Raw genomic sequence first — 26,267 nt, forward strand, 5'->3', positions numbered from 1 at the left:
AACACGGCCAACAACCACCCCACCTTCAGCGGATCCAGGTTCAACGCAGTGAAGGTGGCCTTCACTGCGGGTGGCGATCCCGCTAGGAGCTGCGCCGCATCCGGGTCAGGAAGACCAGAACGCCGCCGCCGACGAGCAGCAAGGCGCCGAGGCCGATGAGCCATGCCCCGCCGAAGCCGGTCGAGGCCAGGTCGCCGCTGTCACCCGCGGGCGAGACCGGAGCCGCGCTGGTGGAGGTGCCGGCTCCACCGGCGACGGACGACGTGGTGGTCGTGGTGGCGGTGTCCCCGGACTCGCTCGTGGTGGTCTCGGTCGAGCTGGACTCCGACGTGGTCGTGGAGGTCTCCGAGGTGGTGGTCTCGGTCGTCGAGGTCTCGGTGGTGGTCGTGCTTGTGGTCGTGGTCGTGGTCGTCTCGACGCCGCACACGTACCAGTGGCTGATCGCCGGGATGTTGCCGCCCTTGTTCAGCGGCGAACGAAGGTCCGTCCACGGAGGCGTGGTGGGCAGGCCCCGCTTTCCGGGCTCGTAGACGTTGTGCCTGTCGCCGCCCTTGACGACGATGCCGGTCACCGTGACGTTGCCGGGCACGTCGGTGATAGTCACGTACTGGTCGACGTTGTGCTTGCCGCCTTCGTAGGTGAGGACGCCCTTGTCGATCAGGTCTCCATCGAGACCGGCGTGCTCACAGGTGGTGGCATTGCCCTCGCCGATCTCGGCGCGCGGGTCCTCGTGGGCAGTCGCGGAAGCGCTGACGGCCGAGCCGACCAGCAGGCCGGCCGTCAGCGCGGCGACGACGACAGCGCGATGGGGCAATCTCTGAGTCAAAGGCATGCGGTACTCCGTACGAGGTGGGAGGTAACGGACAAACGCCGCTCTCGGCATACGAACCGCACGGACAGTACCCCGGCCGGGGGATGGCCTTACGCCGACCTCATGCTAGTGATCGTTTCGTTTCCTTCCGGTGATCACGCCGCGTCATTCCTCGGCGGACACCTTCTGCTGTTCACCCTTCCCGAGGAGCGAGTGGCGCTTGCCGTACGCGAAGTACACGAGCACGCCGAGCGCCATCCACGCGAGGAAGCGCAGCCACGTCAGCACGGTCAGGTTCAGCATCAGCCACACGCAGGCGATGATCGCCACGACCGGGATCACCGGCACCCACGGGACTCGGAAGCCGCGCGGAAGGTCCGGCCGCTTCTTGCGCAGCACCAGCACACCGGCCGACACCAGCACGAACGCGAACAGCGTGCCGACGTTGACCATCTCTTCGAGCTTGCTCGCGTCGAAGAAGGTCGCGGCGATCGCGACGACGACGCCGACGAGGATGTTGACGCGCACCGGGGTGCCGCGGGATCCCGTCTTCGCGAGCTTGCGCGGGAGGAGACCGTCCCGCGACATGGCGAACAGCACGCGCTGCTGGCCGAGCAGCAACACCATGACCACTGTGGTGAGACCGGCGAGCGCACCGATGGAGATGATGTGCGCGGCCCAGTCGACGCCGTTGAGCGAGAACGCCGTCGCCAGCGTCTTGCGGCCCTCCGGCTCGGCGTCGGTGGCCAGCTCGGTGTAGGGCACCATCCCGGCGACCACGAGCGACGTCGCGACGTAGAGCACGGTGACGATCGCCAGCGAGCCCAGGATGCCGCGCGGCACGTTGCGCTGCGGGTTGCGGGTCTCCTCGGCAGTGGTGGCGACGATGTCGAAGCCGATGAACGCGAAGAACACCAGCGAGGCGCCTGCCAGCAGCCCGAACGCACCGTAGACACTGCTCGAGCCGCCGACGAGCACGGAGAACAGCGACTGCTCGACACCGGCGCCCGACTCACCGCCCTCGGCCGCGGGCGGCACGAACGGGGTGTAGTTGTCGGGGCTGATGTAGGCGATGCCCAGGATGATCACGAACAGGATGATCACGACCTTGAGCGCCGTGATCACCAGGCTGAAGCGCGAGGACAGCTTGGTGCCCGCCGTCAGCAGCGCGGCCAGCACGGCGACCAGGATCAGCGAGCCCCAGTCGAAGCTGATGCCGCCAAGGTCCACGGTCGTCGAGACCCCTTCACCGAAGGCCGCGACGAGGACCTCCTGGAGGTAGACCGACCAGCCCTTCGCCACGGCGGCGGCGGCCACCGAGAACTCGAGGATGAGGTCCCAGCCGATGATCCACGCGAGGAACTCGCCGAAGGTCGCGTAGGAGAACGTGTAGGCGCTGCCCGCGACGGGCACGGTGGAGGCGAACTCCGCGTAGCAGAGCGCCGCGAGCGCACACGCGATGCCAGCGAGCACGAAGGCCACCGACACCGAGGGACCCGACAGGTCGCCGGCGGTGCGCGCGGTGAGCGTGAAGATCCCCGCGCCGATCATCACGGCGACACCGAAGACCGTCAGATCCCACGCGCTCAAATTTCTGCGTAGCCGGGTGTCCGGTTCGTCGGTGTCCGCGATCGACTGCTCGACGGATTTCGTTCGCCACATACCGGTTCCCGGCACGGTCTCCTCCTTGAAACGCCTGGGTTGCAGGACCGGTTCGGAACCCTAACCCGTGGCCCGGACGGTGTCAGGCCAAGGTCCGGTCCAGGTCGGGCTCGAGGTAGATGAGCCGCGCGACGGGCACCTTCTCGCGGACGCGCCGCTCGGCCTCGTCGATGGCCCTGGCGACCTCGGCCATCGGCAGGCCGCTGCGGAGCGCGAGCTTCGCGGCCACCAGCAGCTCGTCGGGACCGATGTACTGCGTGCGGATGTGGATCACGCGCTCGACATCGCCGGAGGTCAGCTCGCTGACGATGGTCTCCAGCTCCCGCTCGCCGGAGCCCTCCCCGATCAGCAGGCTCTTCATCTCGATGATCAGCGTCACCGCGATGACGCCGAGCAGCACACCGATCATGATCGTGCCGACGCCGTCCCACACCGGGTTGCCGGTGACCACGGAGAGCCCGACGCCGATGAGGGCGAAGACGAGGCCGAACAGCGCCCCGGCGTCCTCGAGGAGCACCACGGGCAGCTCGGGGGTCTTGGACTGCCGGATGAAGCCCCACCACGTCTTGTCGCCCTTGATCTTCTTCGACTCGACGATCGCGGTGTGGAAGCTGTAGATCTCCAGGCAGATCGCCACGACGAGGATCACCACGGCCACCATCGGCGAGGTCAGCTCCTCGGGGTGCTGCACCTTGTGGATGCCCTCGTACAGCGCGAACGCCGAGCCGAGCGTGAACAGCATCAGCGCCACGATGAACGAGTAGAAGTAGCGGTCGCGGCCGTAGCCGAACGGGTGCTCCCTCGTGGCCTTGCGCTTCGAGGTCTTCTGTCCGAGCAGGAGCAGGCCCTGGTTCGAGGTGTCGGCCACGGAGTGCACCGACTCGGCGAGCATCGACGACGAACCCGTGATGAGGAAGCCGACGAACTTGGCAACGGCGATTCCGGCATTGGCGCCGAGCGCGGCCAGGATCGCCTTGGTGCCACCGCTTGCTGCCACCCTTACCCCCTTGGGACTGGTTGCGTGACGGCGTGCAGCTTAGAGGGCTCCTCCCATCGCTGCGTAAGATGTCCCTCCGGCCTGGGGAAGGACGTGATGACGAGTTTCGGTGTGCTCGGGCCACTGCTCGTCACCGATCCCGAGGGGCGGCCCGTGCGGCTGCGGGGCGAGCGGCAGCGGTCGCTGCTCGCGATGCTGCTGACCCACCCCGGTTCCGCCGTTCCCGTGGACCAGCTGGTCGAGGCCCTGTGGCCGGACGTGCCACCGCCCAAGTCGTACGCCTCGAACCTGCACACCTACGTCTCGCGGCTGCGCGAGCGGCTCGCGGTGCCCATCGAGCACGGCGCGGGCGGCTACCGGCTCGCGGCCGGACCGGCCGAGAGCGACCTGGTGCGCTTCGAGACCGAGGTGGCCGAGGGCCGCCGCGCCACGCGGGCGGGCGACCCCGTGGCCGCCGCGGCCCACCTGCGCACCGCGCTCGCCCAGTGGCGGGGGCCCGCGCTCGCCGACGTCCACGTGCCGTTGCTCGCGCCGATCGCGGCGAGGCTGGACGCCGAGCGGCTCACCGTCTTCGAGGACCGCGCCGAGGCCGAGCTGGCGGCGGACGTGCCCGGCGAGCTCGTCGCCGAGCTGGAGAGCTTTCTGCTCGCCAACCCTTTGCGCGAGCGGGCGGCGGCGCTGCTGATGCGCGCGCTGCAGCGGGCGGGGCGGCAGGCCGACGCGCTGGCCCTCTATGGCCGGACTCGCGCCGCGCTGCGCGACGAGCTGGGCGTCGACCCCGGTGCCGAGCTGCGCCGCGCCCACGCGGCCGTGCTGCGCGGCGAGGAGACGCATCCGGCGCAGGCCACGGCGGTCTGGCCGATCTGCCAGCTGCCGCCCGATCTCGCCGACTTCGCCGGCCGCGAGGACGAGGGGAACGTGGTCGCCGCGTCGATCATCGGCGCTTCCGGCGCCGTTCCGGTCACCGTGCTCAGCGGTGAGCCCGGGGCGGGCAAGAGCACGCTCGCCGTGCGCGTCGCCCACCGGGTGCGGTCGGAGTTTCCAGACGGACAGCTGTTCGTGCAGCTCAGCGGTTCGTCAAAGCCACGCGACCCGGCCGACGTGCTCGCCGATCTACTGCGTGCACTCGGCGTGACCGGCCCGGCGATCCCCGACGACCCGCACGCGCGGACCGCGGCCTACCGGGGCAGGCTCACCGACCGCAGGGTCCTCGTGGTGCTCGACGACGCCGCCTCCGTGGAACAGGTGTTGCCGCTGCTGCCCGGCACGCCGGGCTGCGCGGTGCTGGTGACCGGCCGCCGCAGGCTCAGCGCGCTCGACGGCGCCCACCGGGTGCCGCTCGGCCCGCTGAGCGATGCCGACGCGGTGGCGCTGCTGGCCCGCATCGTCGGCACGGCGCGGGTGGACGGCGAGCGCGGAGCCGCCGCCCGCATCTCCGCCGCGTGCGGCAACCTGCCGCTGGCACTGCGCATCGCGGGCACGCGGCTGGCGATCCGCCCGGACCTGCGGCTCGCGACGCTCGCCGACCGGCTCGACGACGAACGCAACCGGCTCGACGAGCTCGCGGTCAGTGACCGGCAGGTCCGCACGAGCATCGCGCTGAGCTTCCACGCGCTGAGCCCGCTCGCCCGCGCGGGCGTGCGGGCGCTCGCGCTGTGCGGGGACATCAGCGCACCGGCGTGGGCCATCGCGGTGCTGATCGACGACCCCGGCGCGGACGGAGCCGTCGAGGAGCTGATCGAGGCGAGCCTGCTGGCCCCGATCGGCACCGACCCGACCGGCGAGCCGCGCTACCGGCTCCACGATCTGGTCCGGGTCTTCGCCCGCGAACAGGAGGGCCCCTCGCCGGGCATCCGGACGCTGGTGCACGCCGCCGTCGGGCTCGCCGAGGCCGCCGGGCAGCAGCTGCCGTGGACCGTGCCGCTGCCGAGGTGGCCCGCCGACCTGCCGGACCAGTCGCTCGCCCGCGACACCGTCGCCCGGCTCGTCGACGACCCGCACGCGTGGTTCGCGACCGAGCAGGCCAACCTGGTCACGGTGGTCGGCTCGATCTTCCGCATCGGCTGGCACCGCGAGGCCGTGCTGCTGCTGGAGCGGCTGACCGGCTACCTGTGGTTGCACGGCCAGTACGCCGACCTGCGGGCCTGCCACGAGAGCCTGCGGCAGCTCGCGCAGCGGGCCGGGCTGTCGCGGGTCGCGGCGTGGGCCGAGGCGAACCTCGCGGTGATCGTGCACGCGAGGGGAGAACACGAGGAGGCCGAACGGCGTTACCGGGCGTGCACGCGAGAGCTGACCGAGCTCGGGGAACGGCGGTCGGCCGCGTGGGTCACCGCGAACCTCGCCCGGTGCCTGATCGGGCTCGGCAGGCCCGGCGAGTCGCTCGAGGTGGCCGACGAGGCACTGGCGTTGCTGGACGGAGAGCCGGACCAGGCCGCGCTGCAGCACGTCGAGCGGATCAGGACCGAGGCGTTCAACCGGCTCGGCAGGCTGGGCGACTCGGTGCGCGTGACCCGGCGGACGCTGGCCGCGGCACGGCTGTCCGGCGATCCCGCCGCGATCGCGCTGGCCCTGAGCGACCTGGCCTGGTCGCTCACGCTGGCCGGTGAGCTGGAGGCGGCGCGGGAGCCCGCCGAGGAGTCCGTCGCGCTGCTGCGGCAGCTGCCGACGCGCTCGGCGCTGGCCCGTTGCCTGCGCACGCTCGGCGCGATCAACGCGGGGCTGGGACGCCGCGAGGCCGCGGTGGCCGCCTACTCCGAGGCACACGATCTCGCGAGGTCGCTCAACGAGCGACCGAGGGAGCTGTCCTGCGCGAGGGCGATCGCGGCGAGCCTGGTCGGTGAGGGCAAGGCTCACCAGGCCATTCCGCTGCTGCGCAGCGGGCTCGCCGAGTTCCGTTCGATGGGCAGCGTGGCGTCGACGGTCATCTCACTGCGGGTGCTGGCGGCGGCGTACGAGGCCGTCGGCGAGGGTGCCCGCGCGGACGAAGCGCTGGCCGAGGCCGACCGGCTCGGCGACCCGAGGGACGCGAGCGCGGCCACCCTGGCCGGTCTGTTGCTGGAGCTGGCCCGGGATGCCGGACGCGCGCTCACGGGGAGCCCTCACGCGCCCGGCATCACCCCCGGTCAACGCCCGTGAGTCAGCGGGCGTTCTTCAACGCCTTGGCGTAGCGGCCGTTGGCGGGCAACCACGCGAGCACGATGGTGACGAGGGCGCAGAGCAACCCCGCGACGCCGAGCGCGATCAGTGTGCCCGTGCCGTCGTCGGTGACCACGCGACCCGCGATCAGCACCGTGAGCAGCGCGAAGATCGTCACCAGGATGCGCGCCCACAGGGCCGCGCGCGCCAGCAGCAGACCGAAGACGAGCAGCCCGCCGCCGAACGCGAGCGCCATTGTGCCGCGGCCGGACAGCGTGTCGGCCACCTCGGCGACGACGAAGTCGGCACCGGCCGCGCGGATGGACTCGGCCGGTTCGCCGAGGGCCGACGCGAGGATGTCGATGGCCAGGTCGTCGCCGCCGGTAGCCATGAGAATGCCGTTGACGACGGTGGCGAGTCCCCCTGCGACCGCCACGACGATCGCGGCGAGCAGCGTGCCGGGACGGCTGACGGCCGGGGCCGCCTGCACCGAACCGGCCGCGGTTTGCGATGTCACTGCGTTGTTCTCCTTGAATCGATCCCCTGTGGATGACGAAGTTCGTCACCCGTACAGAGGACTATGGAGAACACCACCACACGGAGCGAACACAGTGTGTGGAGCTCAGTCGAGACAGGTCCCCGCCGTTGCCCTGAACAGGTGAGCCGGCTCGTGACCGACCGGCCGCACCTTCACGCCGGGGTCGGAGGCGGGCAGCCACACCGACTCGCCCCTCCGCAGTTCGAGCTTCGTGCCGTCGTCGGAGCACAGCAGGAGCTCCCCCGCCGTGCACAGCAGTATCTCGGGGCCGGTGCCGTGGACGTCCAGCTCGCCTCGGTCCTCAACCGTCCATTCGACCCTGGACAGCTCGAACTCCGGCGTCTCCGTGCGGTAGACGGCGGTCCGGCCCGTGGCCTCGCCCGAGAGCACCGGCATGTCACCGCACGCGAAGTCGACCACGCGCAGCAGCTCGGGCACGTCCACGTGCTTCGGGGTGAGCCCGCACCGCAGGATGTTGTCCGAGTTGGCGAGGATCTCCACCGCCGTGCCGTGCAGGTACAGGTGCAGGTTCCCGGCGGGCAGGTAGATCGCCTCGCCCGCCCGCAGGGTGAGCCGGTTGAGCAGCAGCGCCGCGAGCACCCCGGCGTCGCGCGGATGCGCCTCGCCGAGCCCGAGCACCGTGCGGCACTCGGTGTCGAACTCTCCGTGCTCCTTGACGTGGTGCACGCACGCGTCGAGCACCTCGGGCAGCAGCTCGTCCAGCGCGCCCTGCGGCAGCGTGATCCACGTGGTGAACAGCGCCCGCAGCCCGTCGGGGTCCGGCTGCGCGGCGAGCAGCTCGGTGTACTTCGTCAGCCCTGGCGTGTCGATGGCTCGCAGCAGCTCGAGGGTCCGGTGCGGGTCGCGGAACCCGGCGAGCGCGTGGAACTCGGTGAGCGCGCACACCAACTCCGGCTTCGCGGTGGGGTCCGGATAGTTCCGGTTGGCCGCGTCGCGCGCGATGCCGGCGGCCTCCTCCCGCGCGTAGCCCTCCGCGGCCTGCTCGGCCGACGGGTGCGCCTGCATCGACAGCGGCTCCTCGGCGGCGAGGATCTTGAGCAGGAACGGCAGCCTGCCGCCCCAGCGGTCGGCGCAGCGCGCGCCGAGCTGGCCCAACGGGTCGGTCTCCACCAGTTCGAGGAGGCTCCGCTCGGTGCCGTCGGGGCCGATCACGTGCGAGGGGTCGCCGGGATGGGCGCCCATCCACAGCTCGGCCTCCGGGTGCGGAGCGGGGACCGGACGCCCCAGCAGCTCCGGGATCGTGGTTCGGGACCCCCACGCATATGGCCGTACGGCGTTGCGCAGCAGTTCCACGGTCAACTCCACTCCTCGCCGGCCGTTCTCGGTAACCGGCCTTTCCTCGATCGCTGGCCTACGCCGTCGCCGGCGTGTACCGGCCAGCTCCCCCGATGGTTCCAGCCGCGAGGCCGAGGTAGACGGCCGCGAGCTCGAACCGCAATGCAAGTACAGCCGCGCAACCCGCGTCGTCGGCGGTGATCTCGTCGGCGGGCGCCAGCAGGTCGGCTGAGGGCAGCATCTCGTTCGCTCGGTACCGCGCGCCGTCCGCCGCCGGGCCGGTGCGGACTGCGAGCAGGAAGACCCTCGGTGGAAGGCCTTCGGCAGATGAGTCGTCTGGATCGGCGAAGATGTTGCGCTCTCCGAGACTTCTCGCGGCCGCGCGGTGCAACGCGGGCCTCGCGAGCGCCTGCCGGAAGTCCGCGGCGTCACTGACGACGCCCGCGTGCGCACCCAGCGCGTACGCCGCGTGGTGGGCGACGGCGACACCCACCTGGTCGAGCCCCCACAGCAGGGGCGTGTGCTCGGCTATGCGCAGCGCGAGCGCCTTGGCCGGGTTGACGAACGACTCGTGGCTGGGATGGCCGCGCTCCGCCTCACTGTCGAGCCGGTCGGCGAGCCCTTCGACGTCGGCGACGAGCAGGCCGAGTGTGTTGGCCGTGAGCAGACCCGCCGTGAACGCCCTCGCGAAGGACAGCTCCGGCGGCACCAGGACCCTCGGTGCGATCAGCAGACCGCGGCCAGCGATCGCCGAGGCCACGGGCCCGTCGGGCGGGGCCGAGAGCACCACGGTCGCGCCGTAGCGCGCCGCCCGCTCCAGCGACGCGGCGAGGTCGCTGTCATAGGGATCGTCGGTGTGGGCGAGCACGACGTCGAGCGCGCCGATCCAGCCGGGCACGTTGTCCGCGATGACGACCGGCACCGGGCACGCGGGCGCTAGCAGCGCGTTGAGCAGCAGTGTCGCGCTGCGGCTCACGCCCGGACGCACGACGAGCACCACCGACCGGGGGCGGCCGATGTCCAGGCGGTCGGACAACTCGAGCTCCGCGGCGGCCTCGATGGTGGCGCGCACCTGGGCGCCCGCCATCGCAGCGGAGCGCAACAGGCCCGCGCCGTCGGCCTCGGTCAGCCGGGCGGGATCGTCGAGGAGGGAGTCGTCAAGCACCATCGGAACTGGGTTCGTCACGGGAGTCTCGCTCACCGTCCGTCGGAGGGGTCGCTTCGTCGAGCAGCAGGACGGGGATGCCGTCGCGAACGGGATACGTCCGTCCACAGGAAGTGCAGGTCAGCGCGTCGGCTGCCGGGTCGTCCCGCGTGCCGGGCGTCAGCGGCGCGTGGTCCGGCGAGGGGCACGCGAGGATCTCCAGCAGCTGCGGATCAAGGGTGACAGCCATCTTTCCTCTTTATCACGATCGGTCGGCCCGGTCGGTTCAGTGGCGGACGATCGCCAGCACTTCGTCGGTCAGCGCCTTGACCGCGGCCTCATCGGGCGCCTCGACGTTGAGCCGGAGCAGGGGCTCGGTGTTGGACGGCCGGAGGTTGAACCAGCCCTTCTCGCCGAGGTCGACGGTGAGACCGTCCAGCTCGTCGATCGTGACACCGTTGCGCCCCGCGAAGGCATCCTTCACCGCGAGCTGCCTCGCCACCTGGTCGTCGACCGTCGAGTTGATCTCCCCCGACGCCGCGTAGCGGCTGTACTCCCTGGTCAGCTCGGAGAGAGGGGCATCCTGCTCCCCGAGCGCTGCCAGCACGTGCAGTGCCGCGAGCATGCCGGTGTCGGCACGCCAGAAGTCCCGGAAGTAGTAGTGCGCGGAGTGCTCGCCGCCGAAGATCGCCCCCGTCTCGGCCATCTTGGTCTTGATGAACGAGTGCCCGACGCGGGTGCGCACCGCGTTGCCGCCGTGCTCGGTCACGATCTCGGGCACGGCCTTCGACGTGATCAGGTTGTGGATCACCGTGCCGCCCGGCTCCTTGGCCAGCTCGCGGACGGCGACCAGAGCGGTGACCGCGCTCGGCGACACCGGGTCACCGTTCTCGTCGACCACGAAGCAGCGGTCGGCGTCGCCGTCGAAGGCGAGGCCCACGTCGGCGCCGGTCTCGCGCACCTTCGCCTGCAGGTCGACGAGGTTCTTCGGGTCGAGCGGGTTGGCCTCGTGGTTGGGGAAGCTGCCGTCGAGCTCGAAGTACATCGGCACGAGCTCGAAGGGCAGCCCCTCGAAGACGGTCGGCACCGTGTGGCCGCCCATCCCGTTGCCCGCGTCGACGACGATCTTGAGCGGCCTGCTGCCGGTGAGGTCGACGAGCGTGCGCAGGTGGGCGGCGTAGTCGGCGAGGACGTCGCGCTCCACCACGGAGCCGGCCTGCCCGGCGAACTCCGGCACGCCCTGCTCGACGGTGTCGCGGATCTCGGCGAGCCCGGAGTCCTGACCGACCGGGGCGGCACCGGCGCGGCACAGCTTGATGCCGTTGTACCGCGCGGGGTTGTGGCTCGCGGTGAACATCGCGCCGGGCATGTTGAGCCTGCCGGAGGCGAAGTACAGCTGGTCGGTGCTGGCGAGGCCGATGGAGACCACGTCGAGCCCCTGCGACGTCACGCCGTCGGCGAAGGCCGCGGCGAGGGCCGGCGACGACTCACGCATGTCGTGGCCGATGACCACCGACGGTGAGTCCGGCTTGATCAGCAGGGCGAACGCGGCGCCGAAGTCCCTGACCAGGTCGGCGTTCAGCTGGTCGCCGACCACGCCCCTGATGTCGTAGGCCTTCACGATGCCCGACAGGTCTGACACGCCCTCTCCCCGGTGGTCGTCCGATTGGTCGGCTTTCCGCAAGCCTCGGTACTCGGGAGAAGCCTACCCAGTCGAGGGGAGGGTCAGGCGCGGCCGGGCAGCACGCGGAGGTGACCCCGCCTGCCCGAGGTCGCTTCCGGCTGTTCGGGAGCGGGCGGCGGATCGGAGCGGCCCGCCTCGCGCACGGCCTCGGCCAGCGCGGTCAGCTCGTCGCTGGAGGGCTCCGGCGCGGCGAACTCGCCCTCGTGCCGGACGACCTCCCAGCCGCGCGGCGCGGTGAGCCGCAGGGCGTGGGCCTCGCAGAGGTCGTACGAATGGGGTTCCGACGCCGTCGCGAGAGGTCCCACCACAGCGGTGGAGTCGCTGTAGGCGTAGGTCAGCGTGGCGACTGCGGGCTCGAGGCAGCCCGTCCGCGAACACTTCCGTACGCTCGGCACGGTTGATCACGATAGCCCCTCGGCGCACGGGCGCGCCGATGACACACCGGCTTGCCCGCACCCGGCCGCGTTAGGCTTCCCAACGTGGCAACGGCACGCAGTTCCCGGCATCGGCAGCGCCTGCGCCGCGACCGGCACGGTCGCGGCCTGCGCGGTCCGCTGTACCCCGCGTCGCTGCCTGCCGCGGCGAGCCGCGCCGAGAAGTTCGACGCGCTCGTGCTGGACGCGCTGGAGCCCATCGAGGCCCGCTGGCGCACGGAGCTGACCAGGCTCGACGTCGCCGTGGACGACGTACCCGAGGTGCGTGAGGACCTGCCCCCTGCCCAGGCCGAGGGTGTGCTCCACGACGGCGCCGTGCCGCTGTCCAGGCTGGTACCGGCGGGCGTCGACAGGGCGGGGCTCCCGACGAGGGCGAGGATCGTGCTCTACCGGCGCCCGCTCGAGGCCCGCGCCAAGGACCCGAGCGAGCTGGCCGACCTCGTGCACGACGTCCTCGTCGAGCAGGTCGCGAGCTACCTCGGCGTGGAGCCGGACATCATCGACGGCGAGTGAGGCCCCCGACGACCGGGGATCGCGGTGAGCACCGTGAACAGCAGTGCCGCCACCTGCACCAGCAGCAGCACGTTGTGCAGCGCGGGCGAGTACTCGACGGTGACCTCCGACTGCCTCGGTGGCACCGAGACCGCCACCTGGTGACCCCACGCGGGCACGATCGGAACCGGCTCGCCGTTGACGGTCGCGCGCCAGCCCGCCTCCTGCTCGGCGGCCAGCACCAGCAGGCGCCCGTCGGGGCCGTCGGAGACCCGCACTCGCACGTCCGGCAGCCGCGCCTCGACCTCGGCCACCGATGAGCCGGTCATCAGCTCCCCGCTCGGCGGCTCACCGCTGACGGCACGCCGCGCCTGCTCCGGGGAGACGAGCGTGACCTGTCCGGACACGGGTGTCAGCCGGAGCACCACGCGGCCGTCGCTGGTCGTCGGCGCGTCGCGGACGAGGTCCGAGGCCGCCTGCCGCAGCCGGGCGCCCTCCTCGCCGGGTGGGAGCACGACGAACAGCACCCCCGCCGCCGCGGCCGAGGTGACAGCCTCGCGCGAGCCGCCGAGCAGGTCGCGCTGCCAGGCGTCGAGCCGTTCGGGCGTGCCGGGCACGGGCACGAGGGCGTCGTCGCCGTAGGCGGGCAGCCGCCCGCCCGACTGCCTCACCGGCTCGCCGGGGCCTGCGAGCACGAGCACACCGCGGCCGGTGTCGGCGAGCTCCTGGGTCAGTGACGAGGCGAGCGTCCAGCCACCACCGGCGCGCACGGAGCCCTCGCGCCCGGTCGCGACTCCGCCGGCCGCGAGCGTCAGCAGCACCGCGACGCCACCGAGCGCGCCGACCCGCGCGAGCGCCCTCGGCGCCGTGCCGAGCCCGCCGGCACACGTGCCGAGCACCACGAGCAGCAGGCCCGCTCCCGCGACGAGCAGCGGCACGCCCGCGAACGCCGGGGCGGGTTCGCCGCCCCTCGGCGGCGCGAACTCCACCAGCTGCGTCACCCCGGTGCCGACCACGCCGAGCACGAGCACCGCAAGCCCGGGCACCACCCGCGCCGTCGGCCTCACGACGGCGGCGGCGAGCGCGGCGACCACGACGACGAGCCCGAACGGGAAGCCGCCGGGCCCACCGGGGTCGAGTCCGGCGAGGTCGGCTCCCGCCGCGAACGGAGCCGGGGCGCCGAGGCCGTGCAGCAGCAGCGACGGGTTCGTCAGCAGCGTCGGCAGCCACGGCAGCAGGAGCACGAGCGGCAGCAGCACGACGATCGCCACCGCGGGCACACCGCGGGCAGGCCGTTTCCCCGGCGGGGGCAGCACCACGAAGCCGAGCACGAGCGCCACGAGCGCGAGCCCGTGCGCGAGCGGGGAGAACGCGCCCACCACGGCCAGCGTCAGCGCGCACAGCACGCTCGTGCTGAGCCACCTCGCATCGGCGCGCGTGAGGACGGCGACGACGCCCGCGATCAACGCTGGCAACAGGATGTGCACCACCACGACGTCGATCCGGCCCTGCGCGACCGACGCGGTGGCGGCGGGCAGCAGCGCGTACGCCGCGGCGGCACCGGCCCGCACCCAGCGGTCCACGCGCAACCGCCGGGTCGCCGCGTAGGCGACGAGCGCCGCGAGCGGGATGTCGGCGATCAGCAACAGCGACACGAGCGCGGCGGGTCCGCCGAGCGGCGCGAGCGGAGCGCCCAGCAAGCCGAGCACCGGCAGCGCCACGGGAGCGGCGCTGGCCGTGCCGCCCGCGACGGCGTGCCAGGAGTCGAGGTAGGTCGCCCAGGTCTGCGCGAGGTCGCCGACCGGCAGCAGGCTCCCACCGGCGAGGTCGAGCCCGAGCCTGCCGCCGTTCAACACCAGGGCCAGCGCGGTGAGCACCACCAGCAGCACCACCGGTGGCGCGAACAGCGTCGCGGCGAGGATCCGGCGCCGGTCCACCTCCACGAACACCAGCTCGCGCTCTGCCGCCTCGCCGCCGGGCGACGGCTGGGCGGTCTCCTGCTCCGGCTCCGCGGGTTCCGGTTCCGGCAACGGCACGGCCACCACGTCGGCAGGCCTGCGCAGCCCGGTCGCCCGCGACCGCAGCGCACGGGTCGCCCCGGCCGGCAACGCGTCCGGACCCACCGGGACGGGTCGCGAGTAGCGGACCTCGGGCGGGATCCACGCCGTGGTGTCATCCGCGGCCGTCTCCGGAAGTCTGCCGAGCGCCGCCTCGCTCGCGACGCGCCTTCGCACGAGATGCACGACGCCACCGCGCAGAGCGCCCCGCAGCCGCGCGAACCGGCTCGTGAGCATCCCGCGCACCGTGCCGTGCCGCCGGGCCGCCCTCGCCGCCCGCAACCGGCCCGTGCCGCCGAGCAGATAGCCCGCCGCGGCGAACTCGGCCCTGGCGCGGATTCCGTTGCGCAGCAAGGCGAAACCAAGCCCGCGCAGCACGCACAACAGCACGAGGCGCGGCAGCCCGAGTACACAGGAGACAGTGGAGCAGTTGACGAGGAACGTCCGCAGCCCGTAGACGCGGTCGGCCTCCTCGATCCCGGCGAACGTGCCGGGCAGCGCACTCGGCTGCCGCCTGCCGGCGCCGGCCGCGCGCACGTGCCGCAGCCGCGCCACCGGCACGCACAGCACGAGCCCGCCCGCCGCGTTGACGCGCCAGCCGAAGTCGATGTCCTCGCGCAACAACGCGATCTCGCGGTCGAAGCCGTCGAGTTCCTCCCACGTCGTGCGCCGGATGAGCGAGCCCGCGCTCGGGACTGCGAGCACCTCCGTGCTCTGCTCCGGCGACTCCTCGTCGCCGAGCCCTCGGGGAACGGCGGGCTGCCGGTGTCCGGACGCGTCGGTGGAGAGCCCGGCCTCCACGATCAGCCTCGGATCGGCCCAGTCCACGGCGAGCGGGCCGAGCACACCCGCCGAGGGCGCGGTCTCCGCGGCCCGCAGCAGGAGGTCCAGACAGTCGGGTTCCGGGGCGCTGTCGTCGTGCAGGAGCCAGATCCACTGCCCGGGATCGCCCCATCGTTCACTCGCCCGAGTGACGGCTTCCGCGACCGCGGAGGCGAACCCGGTGGTGTCCGGCAGCGTGATGACGCCGTCGAGAACCGGCGGCCCCGCCGCGCCGTCCGCGCTCTCCGGGTTCTGCGCCGCCGCGGCTTCCAGCAACGCGGCGGTGCCGTCCGTGGAACCGGTGTCCACGGCGAGGACGTGCCTCGGCCTGATCGTGCTGCGCCGCAGCGCCGACAGCGTCAGCGGCAGCCAGTCTTCTCCGTTGTGGCACACCAGAATCGCGAGAACCGGTGCCGTTCTGACCGGGGGCGGCGTGGGTGTGCGGGGCAAGGACCTCTCCGTGTGTCAGGCGAATCGCGGGTGGGCGGGTGCGCTCACCCTACGAGAGACACAGCGAAGCGCCGACGTGCCCCGGACCAGGCTGCCCAGGCCCGGCCCGCGATCGCCATCGCGGCCCGGCCCGGATGCGAAACCGGTGTCACACAGCGCGTTTCTTGAGCTTGCGCCGTTCTCGTTCGGACAGCCCGCCCCAGATGCCGAATCGCTCGTCATGAGCGAGGGCGTACTCGAGGCAGTCGTCCTTCACCTCGCAGCCCTGGCAGATCCGCTTGGCCTCCCGCGTCGATCCACCCTTCTCCGGGAAGAACGCCTCCGGGTCGGTCTGCGCGCACAGCGCGCGCTCCTGCCAGTCCTGCTCCTCCGTCACGTCGAGCAGATCAGTGAGCGCGCCCAGATCCTCCTCCGGGTGCCCACCCCAATCCATGACGTGCCCCCATTCCCTTCCACTAGTGTCCAACCGCACGTCCGCCTCCTCGCTCTCACGCACTCCCAGGCTGTGGCGGTGTAACTGCCAATCACCACCCCCCTTACGGCGGCGAATGACATCAATGTGATTACACCTGTGTAGTGCGGCCAGGTCAAGCCGAGTAGCAAGGTTGGGGGATACTTTGGGCGCCGCGCGCAAGCGGACACGCCGAGAGAAGCTCACGAGGATCCGACAACACCGGACACGCACCCCACGACGGATAGGACAGACTGTGGCCGTGCAACGATCACTGGTTCGCCCCAGCCTGCTCTTCTACGCCATCCTGCTGGTCACCATCGCGGGTGGCGTGCTCACCGCCTTCGTCGCGCCGTGGACGGCGACCACCGGCATGCTCGAACGCGACGCGCTGGGCACGCTCGGCATCGTCGTGCTGGTGCTCGGCGGCTGGGCGCTGTCACTCACGCTGCACGAGTTCGGGCACGCGATCGTCGCGTACAGGGGCGGCGACCACGAGGTGGCGCACAAGGGCTACCTGTCGATGGACATCCGGCGCTACACAGACCCGGTCATGTCGCTCGTGCTGCCGTTGATCATCCTCGCGATCGGTGGCATCCCGCTGCCCGGTGGCGCGGTGTGGATCAACCGCTGGGCGCTGCGTAACCGGTCGGTGGCGTCGTGGGTGTCGCTCGCCGGTCCGCTGAGCAACCTCGCGATCGGCGTGGTGCTCACCATCGTGGTCGTGTTCGTCGAGATGCCGGTCGGCCTCGCCATGGGCCTGTCGTACCTCGCCTCGCTGCAGATCCTCGCGTTCGTGATCAACATCCTGCCCGTGCCCGGCCTCGACGGCTTCGGCGCGATCGAGCCGTACCTCTCGCCGCAGGCGCGTGAGTTCGGCGCGAAGGCGCGGCCGTGGGCGCCGCTCGTGCTCTTCGCGTTGATCATCGCCGTGCCCCCCTTCGCCGAGGCGCTCTGGGACCTCACCGACTTCATCTTCGGCGCGGTCGGCGGCGACGAGGTCCTGTCGGACTTCGGTCAGATGGGTTTCATGTTCTGGCGTTACTGACCTCGCTGGCGAACCACTTACCGGCACGCTTGGCGACGCGCTTCAGCCCGGAGCGCTCGCCGAGATAGTCGCCGACCATGCCGAGGACGGGCAGCATGCCGATCGCCTGGTGGTAGAAGCGGCCGCTGGGCCGCTTCTCCAGCTCGTCGGTCACGGCGAGCAGGGAGCGGCCGAGCCGCCAGAGCGTGCGGGCGACGGCCTTGAAGGTCACCTTGCCGTGCTTTCGGGACGACTCGTCGAGCTCCTCCGTGAGCTTCTCGGTCTCGGCGTCCTCCGCCGCGCGGTCGGCGGCCGTGCCCTCGGCGAGCTCCGGGCTCACCTCGCGCTCGAACAGCACCCACGCGAGCAGCCGGACGCGGTCGCCCGTGCCGGTGATCCCGTGCTCGCCCGCGATCGCGCACAGCAGCAGACCCTGGGACGCCGCGCCGAGGGTGTCCTGGACCGGCAGCCGGTCCGCGAGCGCGCCGCCGAGCCCCGGCACCGCGGTGATGAGTGAGGTGACCCGGCCGACCCGGTTGATCCACCAGTTCGTGCGCTGCTCGACGTTCATCGCGGCCCACGCGCGCGTGCCGGGCACCTTCATCGACTTCGCGACGTCGAGCAGCTTCTGGCGCAGCTTCGGCTCCACCTTCGCCGCCTGCTCCCGCTCGCCCGCGATGAACCCGAAGGGGTCGGCCTCCCGCAGCGCGTCGACCACCGGTCCGGTGGCGCGCACGAATGGGCGCAGCACGCCGACGACCTGCTTGTCGGAGATGGGCTCGGCCATCGTCAGCTCCCCTTCCTCGCTTTCGGGCCCGGCCTTGCCAGTGAGAAACCGGCCGCCAGCGCACCGGGCAACGCCCCCGCGGCGAGCAGCACCAGCGCCCGCCAGTCGAGCGTCAGGATCACGTCGCCGCCAGGACCCTGCACGCCCACCAGGAGCAGCGTCAGGATCCAGACCGCCAGCGGCACGATCCCGAGCCTCCGGTTTCCCAGCCGCGCGGCGGCCGACACCAGCAGCGGCGTGGTCACCAGCGCGACGAGCACGCTCAGCGGCAGCGGCACGTCACCCGCCCTCGGCAGGATCAGGCCGTCGAGCCGCAACGGCAGGAAGAACATCTCCAGCAGGGCGAGCAGGGCCGCGTCGACCGCCAGCACCACGAGCAGGACCCGGTCGACGGGCCGCAGGGACCCGGTCACGACCCGAGCCCTCCGAACAGGTCGGTCTCCGCGCCCTCCGCCGGCCCGCGCGCGAGCACGAAGTACTCGGCGGAGGGCACCGGCTGCGCGATGCCGTTGGACAGTGCGAAGCAGTCCCCGCCGACGCTCACCTGGGTCGCGTGGGCACGCAGGGCGGCGAGTTTCCGCTCGCGGTAGGAGCCGATGTCGACGGTCGTGGTGATCCGCTCGTCCGGGACCGTGGGCAGCTCGCCGTCGCCGGGCACGCGGAAGGGCGCGCCCTCGGCACGCAGCCGCGCGAGCCCGCATGCGGTGGCGCTCGCGGAGGAAACCGTGTGGAAGACGCGCACCACCGACTCGGCCCGCTCCGCCGCCATCGTGGTGATCTCGTGCGCGCGGATGTGGTCGGGATGGCCGTAGCCGCCGAAGGAGTCGTAGGTGACGACGACCTCGGGCCGCAGCTCGTCGAGCACGTCGAGCAGCTGCGCCGCCTGCTCGGCCACGGAGCCGCGCACGAAGGCGCGCGGGTGCTCTGCCGACGGTGTGCCCGCCATCCCGGAGTCACGCCAGCGGCCGATGCCGCCGAGGTACCGATGGCGGCTCCAGCCTAGTTCGGCGCCCGCCGCGGACAACTCGCCCGCCCGGTAGCCGCCGAGCTGGTCGCCCGCCCACGCACCGAGCTGGTCCAGACCGGGCGGGATGATCTCGCCTTCCTCACCGAGCGTGCACGTCACCACCGTGACGTCCGCTCCCTGCGCGGCGTAGCGCGCGATGGTGCCCCCGGTGGTGATGCTCTCGTCGTCCGGGTGCGCGTGCACGAGCAGCAACCTCACGCCGCCAGCCTACGGGCGGGCGCGCGACCACCGGACTGCCCCTAACGGCGTAGCCAGTTCACCGATCGGCTGCCAAAAGGTCACCAATTGGCATTCAGTCCTTTCGTCGTGTCCACATGCCGGGATACCTGGGCTATTCTCCCGGCGTCATGCATAGCGCCATGTCGAGGTGGTGGGAAGACAGCGGGTGGGATACCGACACGGAGTGACGCTCCGATCCGGGGGTATGCTCCATATCACTCGTTCGGAGTAATCGTTGGGTAATCACCGTTGGATCACGATCGCTGTCCGGAGCGGCACGGTCGCCGCAACTGTGCTTAGCGTGCACGGTTACGGCGAGCACCATCGATCACATCGACGGCTCACCGACAAGGGGAGAGATCGCCTCGAACCCCGATGGCGTCCAGCAAGGAGAGTCAATGTTGAGAAGTAAGTCAGGCGCGGCGCGGGCGGCCGCGCTCGTCGCAGGGGCGGCACTCGTCCTGTCCGCGTGCGGCGGTGGCGACGACGGAGGCGACGGGGATGGTGCCCAGACCGGGCAGATCTTCGCCGAGTGCGATGCGAACCCCAACGAGTGCAACTCCGCGCCTGCCGACCAGCTGCAGGACGGCGGCGAGGTCACCATGGCGCTGGAGAAGGACATCGCCAACTGGAACCTCAACTCCTCCGAGGGCAACGTCTTCGAGACCGGCATGGCCCTGAAGGGCGTGCTGCCCTCGACGTTCGTCAGCAACCCTGACCTCAAGTTCGCGATGAACGAGGACGTCCTCGAGTCCGCGGAACAGGTCAACACCAACCCGCAGACGATCGAGTACAAGATCAAGCAGGAAGCGGTGTGGTCGGACGGCACGCCGATCTCGGCCGAGGACTTCATCTACATCTGGAAGACCCAGAACGGCCGCGACTGCCCGGACTGCGCGGTCGCCACGACGGCGGGCTACGACCAGGTGCGCTCGGTCGAGGGCTCGGACAACGGCAAGACCGTGACCGTGACCTACGAGAAGCCGTTCACCGACTGGCAGCAGCTGTGGGAGTCGGGCCAGCCGATCTACCCCGCGCACATCGCCAAGCAGCACGGTGACCTCAACACCCCGCAGGGCCTGAAGTCGGCGTTCGACTGGTTCGGCGCCAACATGCCGACCTACTCCGGTGGTCCGTACAAGATCGAGGACTTCCAGAAGAACCGGTCGCTGACCCTGGTGCCGAACGAGCGCTGGTGGGGCGAGAAGCCGAAGCTGGACCGCATCATCTTCCGGATCATCACCGACGCCGCGCAGGAGCCCACCGCCCTGCAGAACAACGAGGTCCAGATCATCTACCCGCAGCCGCAGGTGGACCTCGTGAACCAGGTGCGGAACATCCCGAACGTCTCCTCCTACGTCGGCCTCGGCCTGACCTGGGAGCACTTCGACTTCAACCTGGACACCCCGGCACTGAAGGACAAGGCGCTGCGTCAGGCGCTGTTCACCGCTGTCGACCGGCAGGCGCTGATCGACGGCACCGTCGGCCAGTTCACCGACAAGGTGGAGCCGCTGAACAGCAACAACTTCATGCCGCAGCAGGAGGGCTACGAGGACGTCATCAGCGAGACCGGTCAGGGCTCTGGGAACATCGAGAAGGCCAAGCAGATCCTCACGGACGCCGGCTACAAGCAGCAGGGCGACCGCCTGATGGCTCCGAACGGCCAGCCCGTTCCCGAGCTCTCCATCCGCTACACCACGGGTAACCAGATCCGTCAGGACTCGAGCGAGCTGTTCGCTCAGTCCGCCAAGCAGCTCGGCGTCACCGTGAACGTCTCGCCGACCGACGACCTCGGCGGCACGCTCGAGAGCGGTGAGTACGACATCATGCTGTTCGCGTGGGTCGCCTCGCCGTACCCGTTCGCGAACGCGGTCCAGAACTGGACCACGGGTCAGGGCAACAACTTCGGCAACTACAGCAACCCGGACGTCGACCGCCTGCTCAACGAGGCGGCAGCGGCGACCGACCGCCAGGACGCGCTCGCCAAGGTGAACGAGGCGAACCGCATCATGGCCCAGGACGCCTACGTGCTTCCGCTGTACCAGAAGCCGACGTTCATCGCCGCGTACGACAACCTCGCGAACGTGCGCAACAACTCGACGCTGGACGGGCCGGTGTACAACATCGGTGAGTGGGGCATTCGCCAGGGCTGATGCCCGGCGCGTGACCTCCTGATCCGACGTCCCGATGGGGGAGGTCGCCTTTCACCGGCGGCCTCCCCCATCGGGCGAGAACAAGATCACGAACGTACCCTGATCGGCGGTACCGCCACGAGCGGCCTCGTCGCTCGCTGACCCGTTCCAGCAGGAAGACCTCCATGCTCGCCTACTCCTTGCGCCGACTGCTGATCTCGGTGCCGATCTTCATCGCCTCGACTTTCGTCGTCTTCCTGATGGCGGCGCTGTCGGGCAACCCGCTCAACCGGCTCCTCGCGATCAGCCCGCCGCCCCCACCACAGACCATCGAGGCCGAGCGCGTGCGCCTGCACCTCGACCAGCCCATCTTCGAGCGCTACTGGAACTGGCTCACCGGCCTCTTCCGGGGCGACTTCGGCCCCTCCGTCGAATCGACGATGGACATCGGCAACGAGGTGATGAGCCGCTACCTGGTCACGCTGCGCCTCGTGCTGCTCGCCATGCTCCTCGCGCTGATCCTCGCCATCATCGCCGGTGTCGTGAGCGCCGTGAAGCAGTACTCCGGCATCGACTACACCTTCACTTTCATCGGCTTCCTCTTCCTCGCGATGCCCACCTTCTGGTTCGCGATCCTGCTGAAGGAAGCCGGCATCAGCTTCAACAACGCCGTCGGCGAGCAGGTGCTGTTCACCATCGGGGACAGTTCCGTGTACGTGGCGGGCGGTGCCTGGGACAAAGTGCTCGACACGGCGGGGCACATGGTCCTGCCGACGATCTCGCTGGCTCTGCTGTCCTTCGCGGCCTGGAGTCGGTTCCAGCGCGCCGCGATGCTCGAAGTGCTCAACAGCGACTACGTGCGGCTGGCCAGGGCCAAGGGCCTGCGGCGGGGGCAGGTGATGCGCAAGCACGCGCTGCGCACCGCGCTCATCCCGCTCACCACCGTGACCGCGCTCGACCTCGGCTCGATCATCTCCGGCGCCGTCGTGACCGAGACGGTGTTCCAGTGGCAGGGAGCGGGCACGTTCCTGCTGGAGGCAATCCGCAAGGACGACGTCTATTCGATCATGGCGTGGCTCGTGATCTCGGCGACCGTCATCATCGTGCTCAATCTCGTCGCCGACCTGCTCTACGGCGTGCTCGACCCGAGGATCCGCTATGCCTGACAACACGAACAGCGACGTCTCCCCCGTGCCCACCAGGACGAGCGGACCCGAGAAGCGGACCCGCGTCGAACGCGAGTTCACCGTTGCCGAGCGCAGCCAGGCCCAGCTGGTCCTCCGCCGGTTCCTGCAGCACAAACTGGCTGTCGGCAGCCTGATCGTGCTGATCCTGATCATCCTGCTCGCCTTCGTCGGCGGCTGGCTGTGGAAGTACGGCGTCGAGGACCTCACCGGCGACCACTCGCAGCCGCCGTCGTGGGAACACCCGTTCGGCACCGACGCGATCGGGCACGACAGCTTCGCCCAGGTGCTGCGGGGCACGCAGATTTCGATCGGCATCGCCGTGCTCGTGGCATTGTTCGCCACGATCGTCGGCACCATCTGGGGCGCGGTGGCCGGCTTCTACCGCGGCTGGGTCGACACGGTGCTCATGCGCGTCGCCGACCTGGTGCTCACCCTGCCGCTGCTCGCGGTCGCCGCCGTGCTCGGGCACAACACCCAGGGCACGTGGTGGCTCATCGCGGTCGTGATCGCAGGCCTCTACTGGGCCTACGTCTCGCGCGTCGCCCGCGGCGTGGTGCTCTCCCTGCGGGAGAAGGAGTTCATCGAGGCCGCGAAGGCGCTCGGCGCCACCGACGCCCGGATCATCTTCCGCCACCTGGTGCCCAACGCGCTCGGCTCCGTGATCGTGAACGCGACGGTGCTCGTGGCCATCGCGATCCTGATCGAGACGTCGCTGTCGTTCCTCGGCTTCGGCGTCCGGCCGCCGGACACCTCGCTCGGCCTGCTCGTCAGCCAGAACCAGACCGCGGTGTCGACGCGGCCCTGGCTGTTCTACTTCCCGGGCCTGTTCATCATCCTGATCGCGCTGACGATCAACTTCATCGGGGACGGACTGCGGGACGCGTTCGACCCCCAGCAGACGAAGGTACGCGCATGACCCCCACAGACCCCACTGCGACGACGGGCGACACCGTCCTCGAGGTGGAGGACCTGACCGTGCAGTTCCCGACCGACGAGGGCCTGGTCCAGGCCGTCCGCGGTGTCAGCTACGAGCTGCGCCGGGGCGAGGTGCTCGGCATCGTCGGCGAGTCGGGCTCCGGCAAGTCGGTGACGTCGCTGGCCGTGATGGGCCTGCTGCCCAAGACGGCCCGAGTGTCCGGCTCCGTGCGGTTCAACGGCCGGGAGCTGCTCGAGTCCGGCGACAAGGAGCTCTCCCGGGTCCGGGGCAGGGGCATCTCCATGGTCTTCCAGGACCCGATGACCTCGCTGAACCCGGTCTACACCATCGGCGACCAGATCGCCGAGACCCTCCTGGTGCACAACGACATCACCAAGCAGGCGGCCCGCAAGCAGGCCGTGGAACTGCTGGAGACCGTGCACATCCCGAACCCGGAGCAGCGGGCGAAGGCGTACCCGCACGAGCTGTCGGGCGGTATGCGGCAACGCGTGGTGATCGCGATCGCGATGGCCAACCAGCCGGACGTGATCATCGCCGACGAGCCGACCACCGCGCTCGACGTCACCGTGCAGGCGCAGATCCTGGAGGCGCTGCGCACCGCGCAGAACGAGACCGGCGCGGCGATGATTCTGATCACCCACGACCTCGGCGTGATCGCGGGCCAGGCCGACCGGGTCATGGTGATGTACGCGGGCAAGCCCGTGGAGAAGGGCACCGCCGACGAGGTGTTCTACACGCCGAGGATGCCCTACACCCTCGGCCTGCTCGGCAGCCTGCCCCGCCTCGACGTGAAGACCGACCGGCTCACTCCCATCGCGGGCGCGCCGCCCTCGGTGATCAACATGCCACCGGGCTGCCCGTTCAGCCCCCGGTGCCCGCTCGCGGAGGACATCTGCGACCAGGAGGAGCCGTCACTGGAGCCCGGGTCGAACCCCGAGCACCTCGCGGCCTGCCATTTCAGCTACCGGGTCGAGGGCCACGCGCCTGCCGATCTGTTCCGGCAGGCGGCGGATGACCCGCTGCCGACCGGCGCGACCGAAGGAGAGGTCCGCGAATGACCGAGACGGCACTCGACGTGGAGTCGACGACCAGCCGGACGCCCGTGCTCTCGGCTCGCGACATCGTGAAGCACTTCCCCGTGCACGGCGGCGGGATCCTGCGGCGCAGGATCGGCGACGTGCACGCGGTGTGCGGCGTCTCGTTCGATCTCTATCCGAACGAGACACTGGGCCTCGTCGGTGAGTCCGGCTGCGGGAAGTCCACCACCGCGCGCGTGGTGCTGAACCTCCAGCCCGCGACCGCCGGTGAGGTCTCCTTCGAGGGCCAGAACCTGAACAGCCTCGGCGGCAAGGAGATGCGGCGGCTGCGCCGGAGTATGCAGATCGTGTTCCAGGACCCGTACGCCTCGCTCGACCCGAGGATCCCGGTCAACGAGATCATCGCCGAGCCGCTGCGGATCCACGGGCTCTACGAGAACGGCGGCAAGGAGCGCGTGCGTGAGCTGCTGGCCACCGTTGGCCTGCGCCCGGAGCACGGCAACCGCTTTCCGCACGAGTTCTCCGGTGGACAGCGCCAGCGCATCGGCGTCGCGCGGGCGCTCGCGCTGGAGCCGAAGGTGCTGGTGCTCGACGAGCCGGTGTCCGCTTTGGACGTGTCCATTCAGGCCGGTGTGCTGAACCTGTTGCAGGACCTGCAGGCCGAGCTCGGACTGTCCTACCTGTTCGTGTCCCACGACCTGTCGGTGGTGCGGCACGTGGCCGATCGCATCGCGGTGATGTACCTCGGCCGGATCGTGGAGATCGCCCCGGCCGAGCAGCTGTTCGAGCGGCCGGCACACCCGTACACGCAGGCGCTCATCTCGGCGATCCCGGTGCCGGACCCGCGCAAGGAGCGCACCCGGCAGCGGATCGTCATCACCGGTGACGTGCCGAGCCCGGCCAACCCACCGAGCGGCTGCCGGTTCCGCACGCGCTGCCCGAAGTTCGCGAACGAGCTGAGCGAGGGCGAGCGCAAGCTGTGCGTCGACGAGGTGCCGGAGCTGGTCGACCGCGGCCAGGGCCACCCCTCGGCCTGCCACTACGCGGAATCCGCCCAGCTCCTCTGAGGCTCCCCCTTCTGCAGTGAAGGCCACCTTGCCTGCGTTCAACGCAGTGAAGGTGGCCTTCACTGCGTTGGGGCGTCAAGCGGGTTAGCGGGGGGCGCGGGTCCAGTTGACGGCGTTGGAGAAGGGGCCCGCCATGGCGGGGCCCGCGGTCACGCCGGACACGGTGGTACCGATCGCCATCGTGTCGGCGAGCTGGAAGAGCGGGATCGACACGTTGCTCTGCCACAGCGCCGGTTCCACCGAGGCGAGGCTGTCCCGCAGCGGCTCGGCTCCGCTCAGCGCGGCGTCGATCGTCGGCTGGAGCACCTCGTCGCAGAACGCCGCCGTGTTGGCCGGCACCCGCGGCGCGGACTCGCCCTCCTGGTCGGCGTCCCAGCCGGGCGGGCAGCCGAAGGTCGACGCCAGCGTCGACGCGGGGTCGTAGCTCACCGGCTGCGGCGCCACCGCGATGTCCACCGCCACGTTGCCGTTGGGCGGCGGGGCAGGCGTCGTCGTGGTGGGCTCGGTGGTGGGTGTTTCGGCGCCCTCGGTGCCGTCCTCAGGCTCCTCCTCGGTGCCGCTCACCGGCGTCGGCAGCAGCGAGTTGAACAGCTCTCGGGCGGGCGGGTTCACGGTCGTCACCTCGACCCCCGCGGCGATCAGCTGTCTGCTCAGCTCCCTCGCGATGCTCGCGTACGGCTCCTGCTGGCCCGGCGAGGCGACCACGATCGACAGCGGCACGCCCTCGCGGGTCCAGGTGCCCGCCTCCCGCGTGTACCCGGCCGCGGTGAGCAGTTGCTCCGCCTTGCGCGGCGAGGGCGTCAGCGGCGAGCCTGACCGCGGGATCGTGGGCTGGTAGTCCTTGGCCGACGGCGGGAGCACGTGCGCACCGGCC

Annotated in this window: 22 protein-coding genes and 1 pseudogene; 8 read left to right on the top strand and 15 right to left on the bottom strand. The window is 70.9% G+C overall.

Annotated elements, in window-relative coordinates:
- Positions 1-82 precede the first annotated feature (82 nt).
- From FCN18_RS37610 to FCN18_RS37620, 3 genes are all read right to left on the bottom strand, one after another.
- Positions 83-814, bottom strand: coding sequence for a hypothetical protein (locus FCN18_RS37610; RefSeq protein WP_228714337.1), 732 nt, complete (start codon positions 812-814; stop codon positions 83-85).
- Between the two features lie 162 nt (positions 815-976).
- Positions 977-2,488 (bottom strand): amino acid permease, encoded by a 1,512-nt coding sequence (locus tag FCN18_RS37615; RefSeq protein WP_112270923.1) that lies wholly within the window; start codon positions 2,486-2,488, stop codon positions 977-979.
- Positions 2,489-2,555: 67 nt separating this feature from the next.
- Positions 2,556-3,470 (bottom strand): cation diffusion facilitator family transporter, encoded by a 915-nt coding sequence (locus FCN18_RS37620; protein ID WP_112270921.1) that lies wholly within the window; start codon positions 3,468-3,470, stop codon positions 2,556-2,558.
- A 96-nt stretch (positions 3,471-3,566) separates the two neighbouring features.
- Between FCN18_RS37620 and FCN18_RS37625 the strand changes: the two genes are divergently transcribed.
- On the top strand, positions 3,567-6,605 hold the full coding sequence (locus tag FCN18_RS37625) for an AfsR/SARP family transcriptional regulator (RefSeq protein WP_137097459.1): 3,039 nt from the start codon (positions 3,567-3,569) through the stop codon (positions 6,603-6,605).
- Between the two features lies 1 nt (position 6,606).
- On the opposite strand, the gene FCN18_RS37630 is transcribed toward FCN18_RS37625, so the two are convergent.
- The 6 genes from FCN18_RS37630 to FCN18_RS37655 form a co-directional block, all read right to left on the bottom strand.
- A complete protein-coding gene (locus tag FCN18_RS37630) occupies positions 6,607-7,122 on the bottom strand; it encodes a hypothetical protein (RefSeq protein WP_112271299.1) in 516 nt (171 codons plus the stop codon).
- A gap of 105 nt (positions 7,123-7,227) precedes the next feature.
- Entirely contained in the window at positions 7,228-8,457 is a 1,230-nt protein-coding gene (gene manA, locus FCN18_RS37635; protein ID WP_112271297.1) for a mannose-6-phosphate isomerase, class I, read from the bottom strand.
- 58 nt (positions 8,458-8,515) lie between these two features.
- Positions 8,516-9,607 (bottom strand): hypothetical protein, encoded by a 1,092-nt coding sequence (locus FCN18_RS37640; RefSeq protein WP_112270919.1) that lies wholly within the window; start codon positions 9,605-9,607, stop codon positions 8,516-8,518.
- Entirely contained in the window at positions 9,597-9,833 is a 237-nt protein-coding gene (locus FCN18_RS37645) for a Trm112 family protein (RefSeq protein WP_112270917.1), read from the bottom strand. Before FCN18_RS37645 ends, FCN18_RS37640 begins: the two co-directional genes overlap by 11 nt.
- A 36-nt stretch (positions 9,834-9,869) precedes the next feature.
- Positions 9,870-11,225 (bottom strand): phosphomannomutase/phosphoglucomutase, encoded by a 1,356-nt coding sequence (locus FCN18_RS37650; protein WP_137097460.1) that lies wholly within the window; start codon positions 11,223-11,225, stop codon positions 9,870-9,872.
- A gap of 83 nt (positions 11,226-11,308) precedes the next feature.
- A complete protein-coding gene (locus tag FCN18_RS37655; protein WP_110337578.1) occupies positions 11,309-11,662 on the bottom strand; it encodes a DUF3499 domain-containing protein in 354 nt (117 codons plus the stop codon).
- An 84-nt stretch (positions 11,663-11,746) separates the two neighbouring features.
- Between FCN18_RS37655 and FCN18_RS37660 the strand changes: the two genes are divergently transcribed.
- Positions 11,747-12,214 carry a metallopeptidase family protein gene (locus FCN18_RS37660; RefSeq protein WP_199543502.1) on the top strand — a complete coding sequence of 156 codons (468 nt, stop codon included), beginning with the start codon at positions 11,747-11,749 and terminating at the stop codon, positions 12,212-12,214.
- On the opposite strand, the gene FCN18_RS37665 is transcribed toward FCN18_RS37660, so the two are convergent.
- Positions 12,175-15,522 carry a glycosyltransferase family 2 protein gene (locus FCN18_RS37665; RefSeq protein ID WP_137097461.1) on the bottom strand — a complete coding sequence of 1,116 codons (3,348 nt, stop codon included), beginning with the start codon at positions 15,520-15,522 and terminating at the stop codon, positions 12,175-12,177. The two genes, FCN18_RS37660 and FCN18_RS37665, sit on opposite strands and share 40 nt — an antisense overlap.
- A 148-nt stretch (positions 15,523-15,670) precedes the next feature.
- Positions 15,671-15,994: a WhiB family transcriptional regulator gene (locus FCN18_RS37670; protein WP_110338284.1), complete on the bottom strand. Its 324-nt coding sequence runs from the start codon at positions 15,992-15,994 to the stop codon at positions 15,671-15,673.
- A gap of 241 nt (positions 15,995-16,235) precedes the next feature.
- Between FCN18_RS37670 and FCN18_RS37675 the strand changes: the two genes are divergently transcribed.
- Positions 16,236-17,021, top strand: a complete 786-nt coding sequence (locus FCN18_RS37675) for a site-2 protease family protein (RefSeq protein WP_112271294.1) — start codon at positions 16,236-16,238, stop codon at positions 17,019-17,021.
- On the opposite strand, the gene FCN18_RS37680 is transcribed toward FCN18_RS37675, so the two are convergent.
- The 3 genes from FCN18_RS37680 to mshB are packed head-to-tail and all read right to left on the bottom strand — an operon-like array spanning position 17,002 to position 19,006.
- The gene (locus tag FCN18_RS37680) at positions 17,002-17,787 is read right to left on the bottom strand and encodes a hypothetical protein (RefSeq protein WP_137097462.1); all 786 of its coding nucleotides are present in this window, start codon (positions 17,785-17,787) and stop codon (positions 17,002-17,004) included. The genes FCN18_RS37675 and FCN18_RS37680 overlap by 20 nt on opposite strands.
- Positions 17,788-17,789: 2 nt before the next feature.
- Complete coding sequence (locus FCN18_RS37685) at positions 17,790-18,200, bottom strand: hypothetical protein (protein ID WP_112270909.1); 411 nt, start codon at positions 18,198-18,200, stop codon at positions 17,790-17,792.
- On the bottom strand, positions 18,197-19,006 hold the full coding sequence (gene mshB, locus FCN18_RS37690; RefSeq protein ID WP_137097464.1) for an N-acetyl-1-D-myo-inositol-2-amino-2-deoxy-alpha-D-glucopyranoside deacetylase: 810 nt from the start codon (positions 19,004-19,006) through the stop codon (positions 18,197-18,199). The genes FCN18_RS37685 and mshB overlap by 4 nt, the downstream gene beginning before the upstream one ends.
- A 425-nt stretch (positions 19,007-19,431) precedes the next feature.
- Here mshB and FCN18_RS37695 point away from each other — a divergent pair, with 425 nt between their 5' ends.
- The 5 genes from FCN18_RS37695 to FCN18_RS37715 all read left to right on the top strand — a co-directional run bounded on the left by FCN18_RS37695 (position 19,432) and on the right by FCN18_RS37715 (position 25,393).
- Entirely contained in the window at positions 19,432-21,186 is a 1,755-nt protein-coding gene (locus FCN18_RS37695; protein ID WP_112270908.1) for an ABC transporter family substrate-binding protein, read from the top strand.
- 164 nt (positions 21,187-21,350) lie between these two features.
- Positions 21,351-22,331 (top strand): ABC transporter permease, encoded by a 981-nt coding sequence (locus FCN18_RS37700; protein ID WP_113644975.1) that lies wholly within the window; start codon positions 21,351-21,353, stop codon positions 22,329-22,331.
- Positions 22,324-23,268 carry an ABC transporter permease gene (locus FCN18_RS37705; protein WP_112270904.1) on the top strand — a complete coding sequence of 315 codons (945 nt, stop codon included), beginning with the start codon at positions 22,324-22,326 and terminating at the stop codon, positions 23,266-23,268. Before FCN18_RS37700 ends, FCN18_RS37705 begins: the two co-directional genes overlap by 8 nt.
- The gene (locus FCN18_RS37710) at positions 23,265-24,347 is read left to right on the top strand and encodes an ABC transporter ATP-binding protein (RefSeq protein WP_137097463.1); all 1,083 of its coding nucleotides are present in this window, start codon (positions 23,265-23,267) and stop codon (positions 24,345-24,347) included. The genes FCN18_RS37705 and FCN18_RS37710 overlap by 4 nt, the downstream gene beginning before the upstream one ends.
- The gene (locus FCN18_RS37715) at positions 24,344-25,393 is read left to right on the top strand and encodes an ABC transporter ATP-binding protein (RefSeq protein ID WP_113644976.1); all 1,050 of its coding nucleotides are present in this window, start codon (positions 24,344-24,346) and stop codon (positions 25,391-25,393) included. Before FCN18_RS37710 ends, FCN18_RS37715 begins: the two co-directional genes overlap by 4 nt.
- A gap of 84 nt (positions 25,394-25,477) precedes the next feature.
- Here FCN18_RS37715 and FCN18_RS37720 read toward each other — a convergent pair.
- Positions 25,478-26,267: pseudogene (locus tag FCN18_RS37720) on the bottom strand (ABC transporter family substrate-binding protein); the annotation flags it as partial.

Source organism: Prauserella endophytica, assembly GCF_005146945.1.
In the GTDB taxonomy this organism is placed as follows: domain Bacteria; phylum Actinomycetota; class Actinomycetes; order Mycobacteriales; family Pseudonocardiaceae; genus Prauserella_A; species Prauserella_A endophytica.

Excerpts from the sequence above, each read along its gene's own strand:
- FCN18_RS37705 (WP_112270904.1), top strand. The coding sequence starts at position 22,324 with ATGCCTGACAACACGAACAGCGACGTCTCCCCCGTGCCCACCAGGACG.
- FCN18_RS37710 (WP_137097463.1), top strand. The coding sequence starts at position 23,265 with ATGACCCCCACAGACCCCACTGCGACGACGGGCGACACCGTCCTCGAG.
- FCN18_RS37625 (WP_137097459.1), top strand. The coding sequence starts at position 3,567 with ATGACGAGTTTCGGTGTGCTCGGGCCACTGCTCGTCACCGATCCCGAG.
- FCN18_RS37680 (WP_137097462.1), bottom strand. The coding sequence starts at position 17,787 with ATGGCCGAGCCCATCTCCGACAAGCAGGTCGTCGGCGTGCTGCGCCCA.
- FCN18_RS37695 (WP_112270908.1), top strand. The coding sequence starts at position 19,432 with ATGTTGAGAAGTAAGTCAGGCGCGGCGCGGGCGGCCGCGCTCGTCGCA.
- FCN18_RS37640 (WP_112270919.1), bottom strand. The coding sequence starts at position 9,607 with ATGGTGCTTGACGACTCCCTCCTCGACGATCCCGCCCGGCTGACCGAG.
- FCN18_RS37700 (WP_113644975.1), top strand. The coding sequence starts at position 21,351 with ATGCTCGCCTACTCCTTGCGCCGACTGCTGATCTCGGTGCCGATCTTC.
- FCN18_RS37645 (WP_112270917.1), bottom strand. The coding sequence starts at position 9,833 with ATGGCTGTCACCCTTGATCCGCAGCTGCTGGAGATCCTCGCGTGCCCC.
- FCN18_RS37715 (WP_113644976.1), top strand. The coding sequence starts at position 24,344 with ATGACCGAGACGGCACTCGACGTGGAGTCGACGACCAGCCGGACGCCC.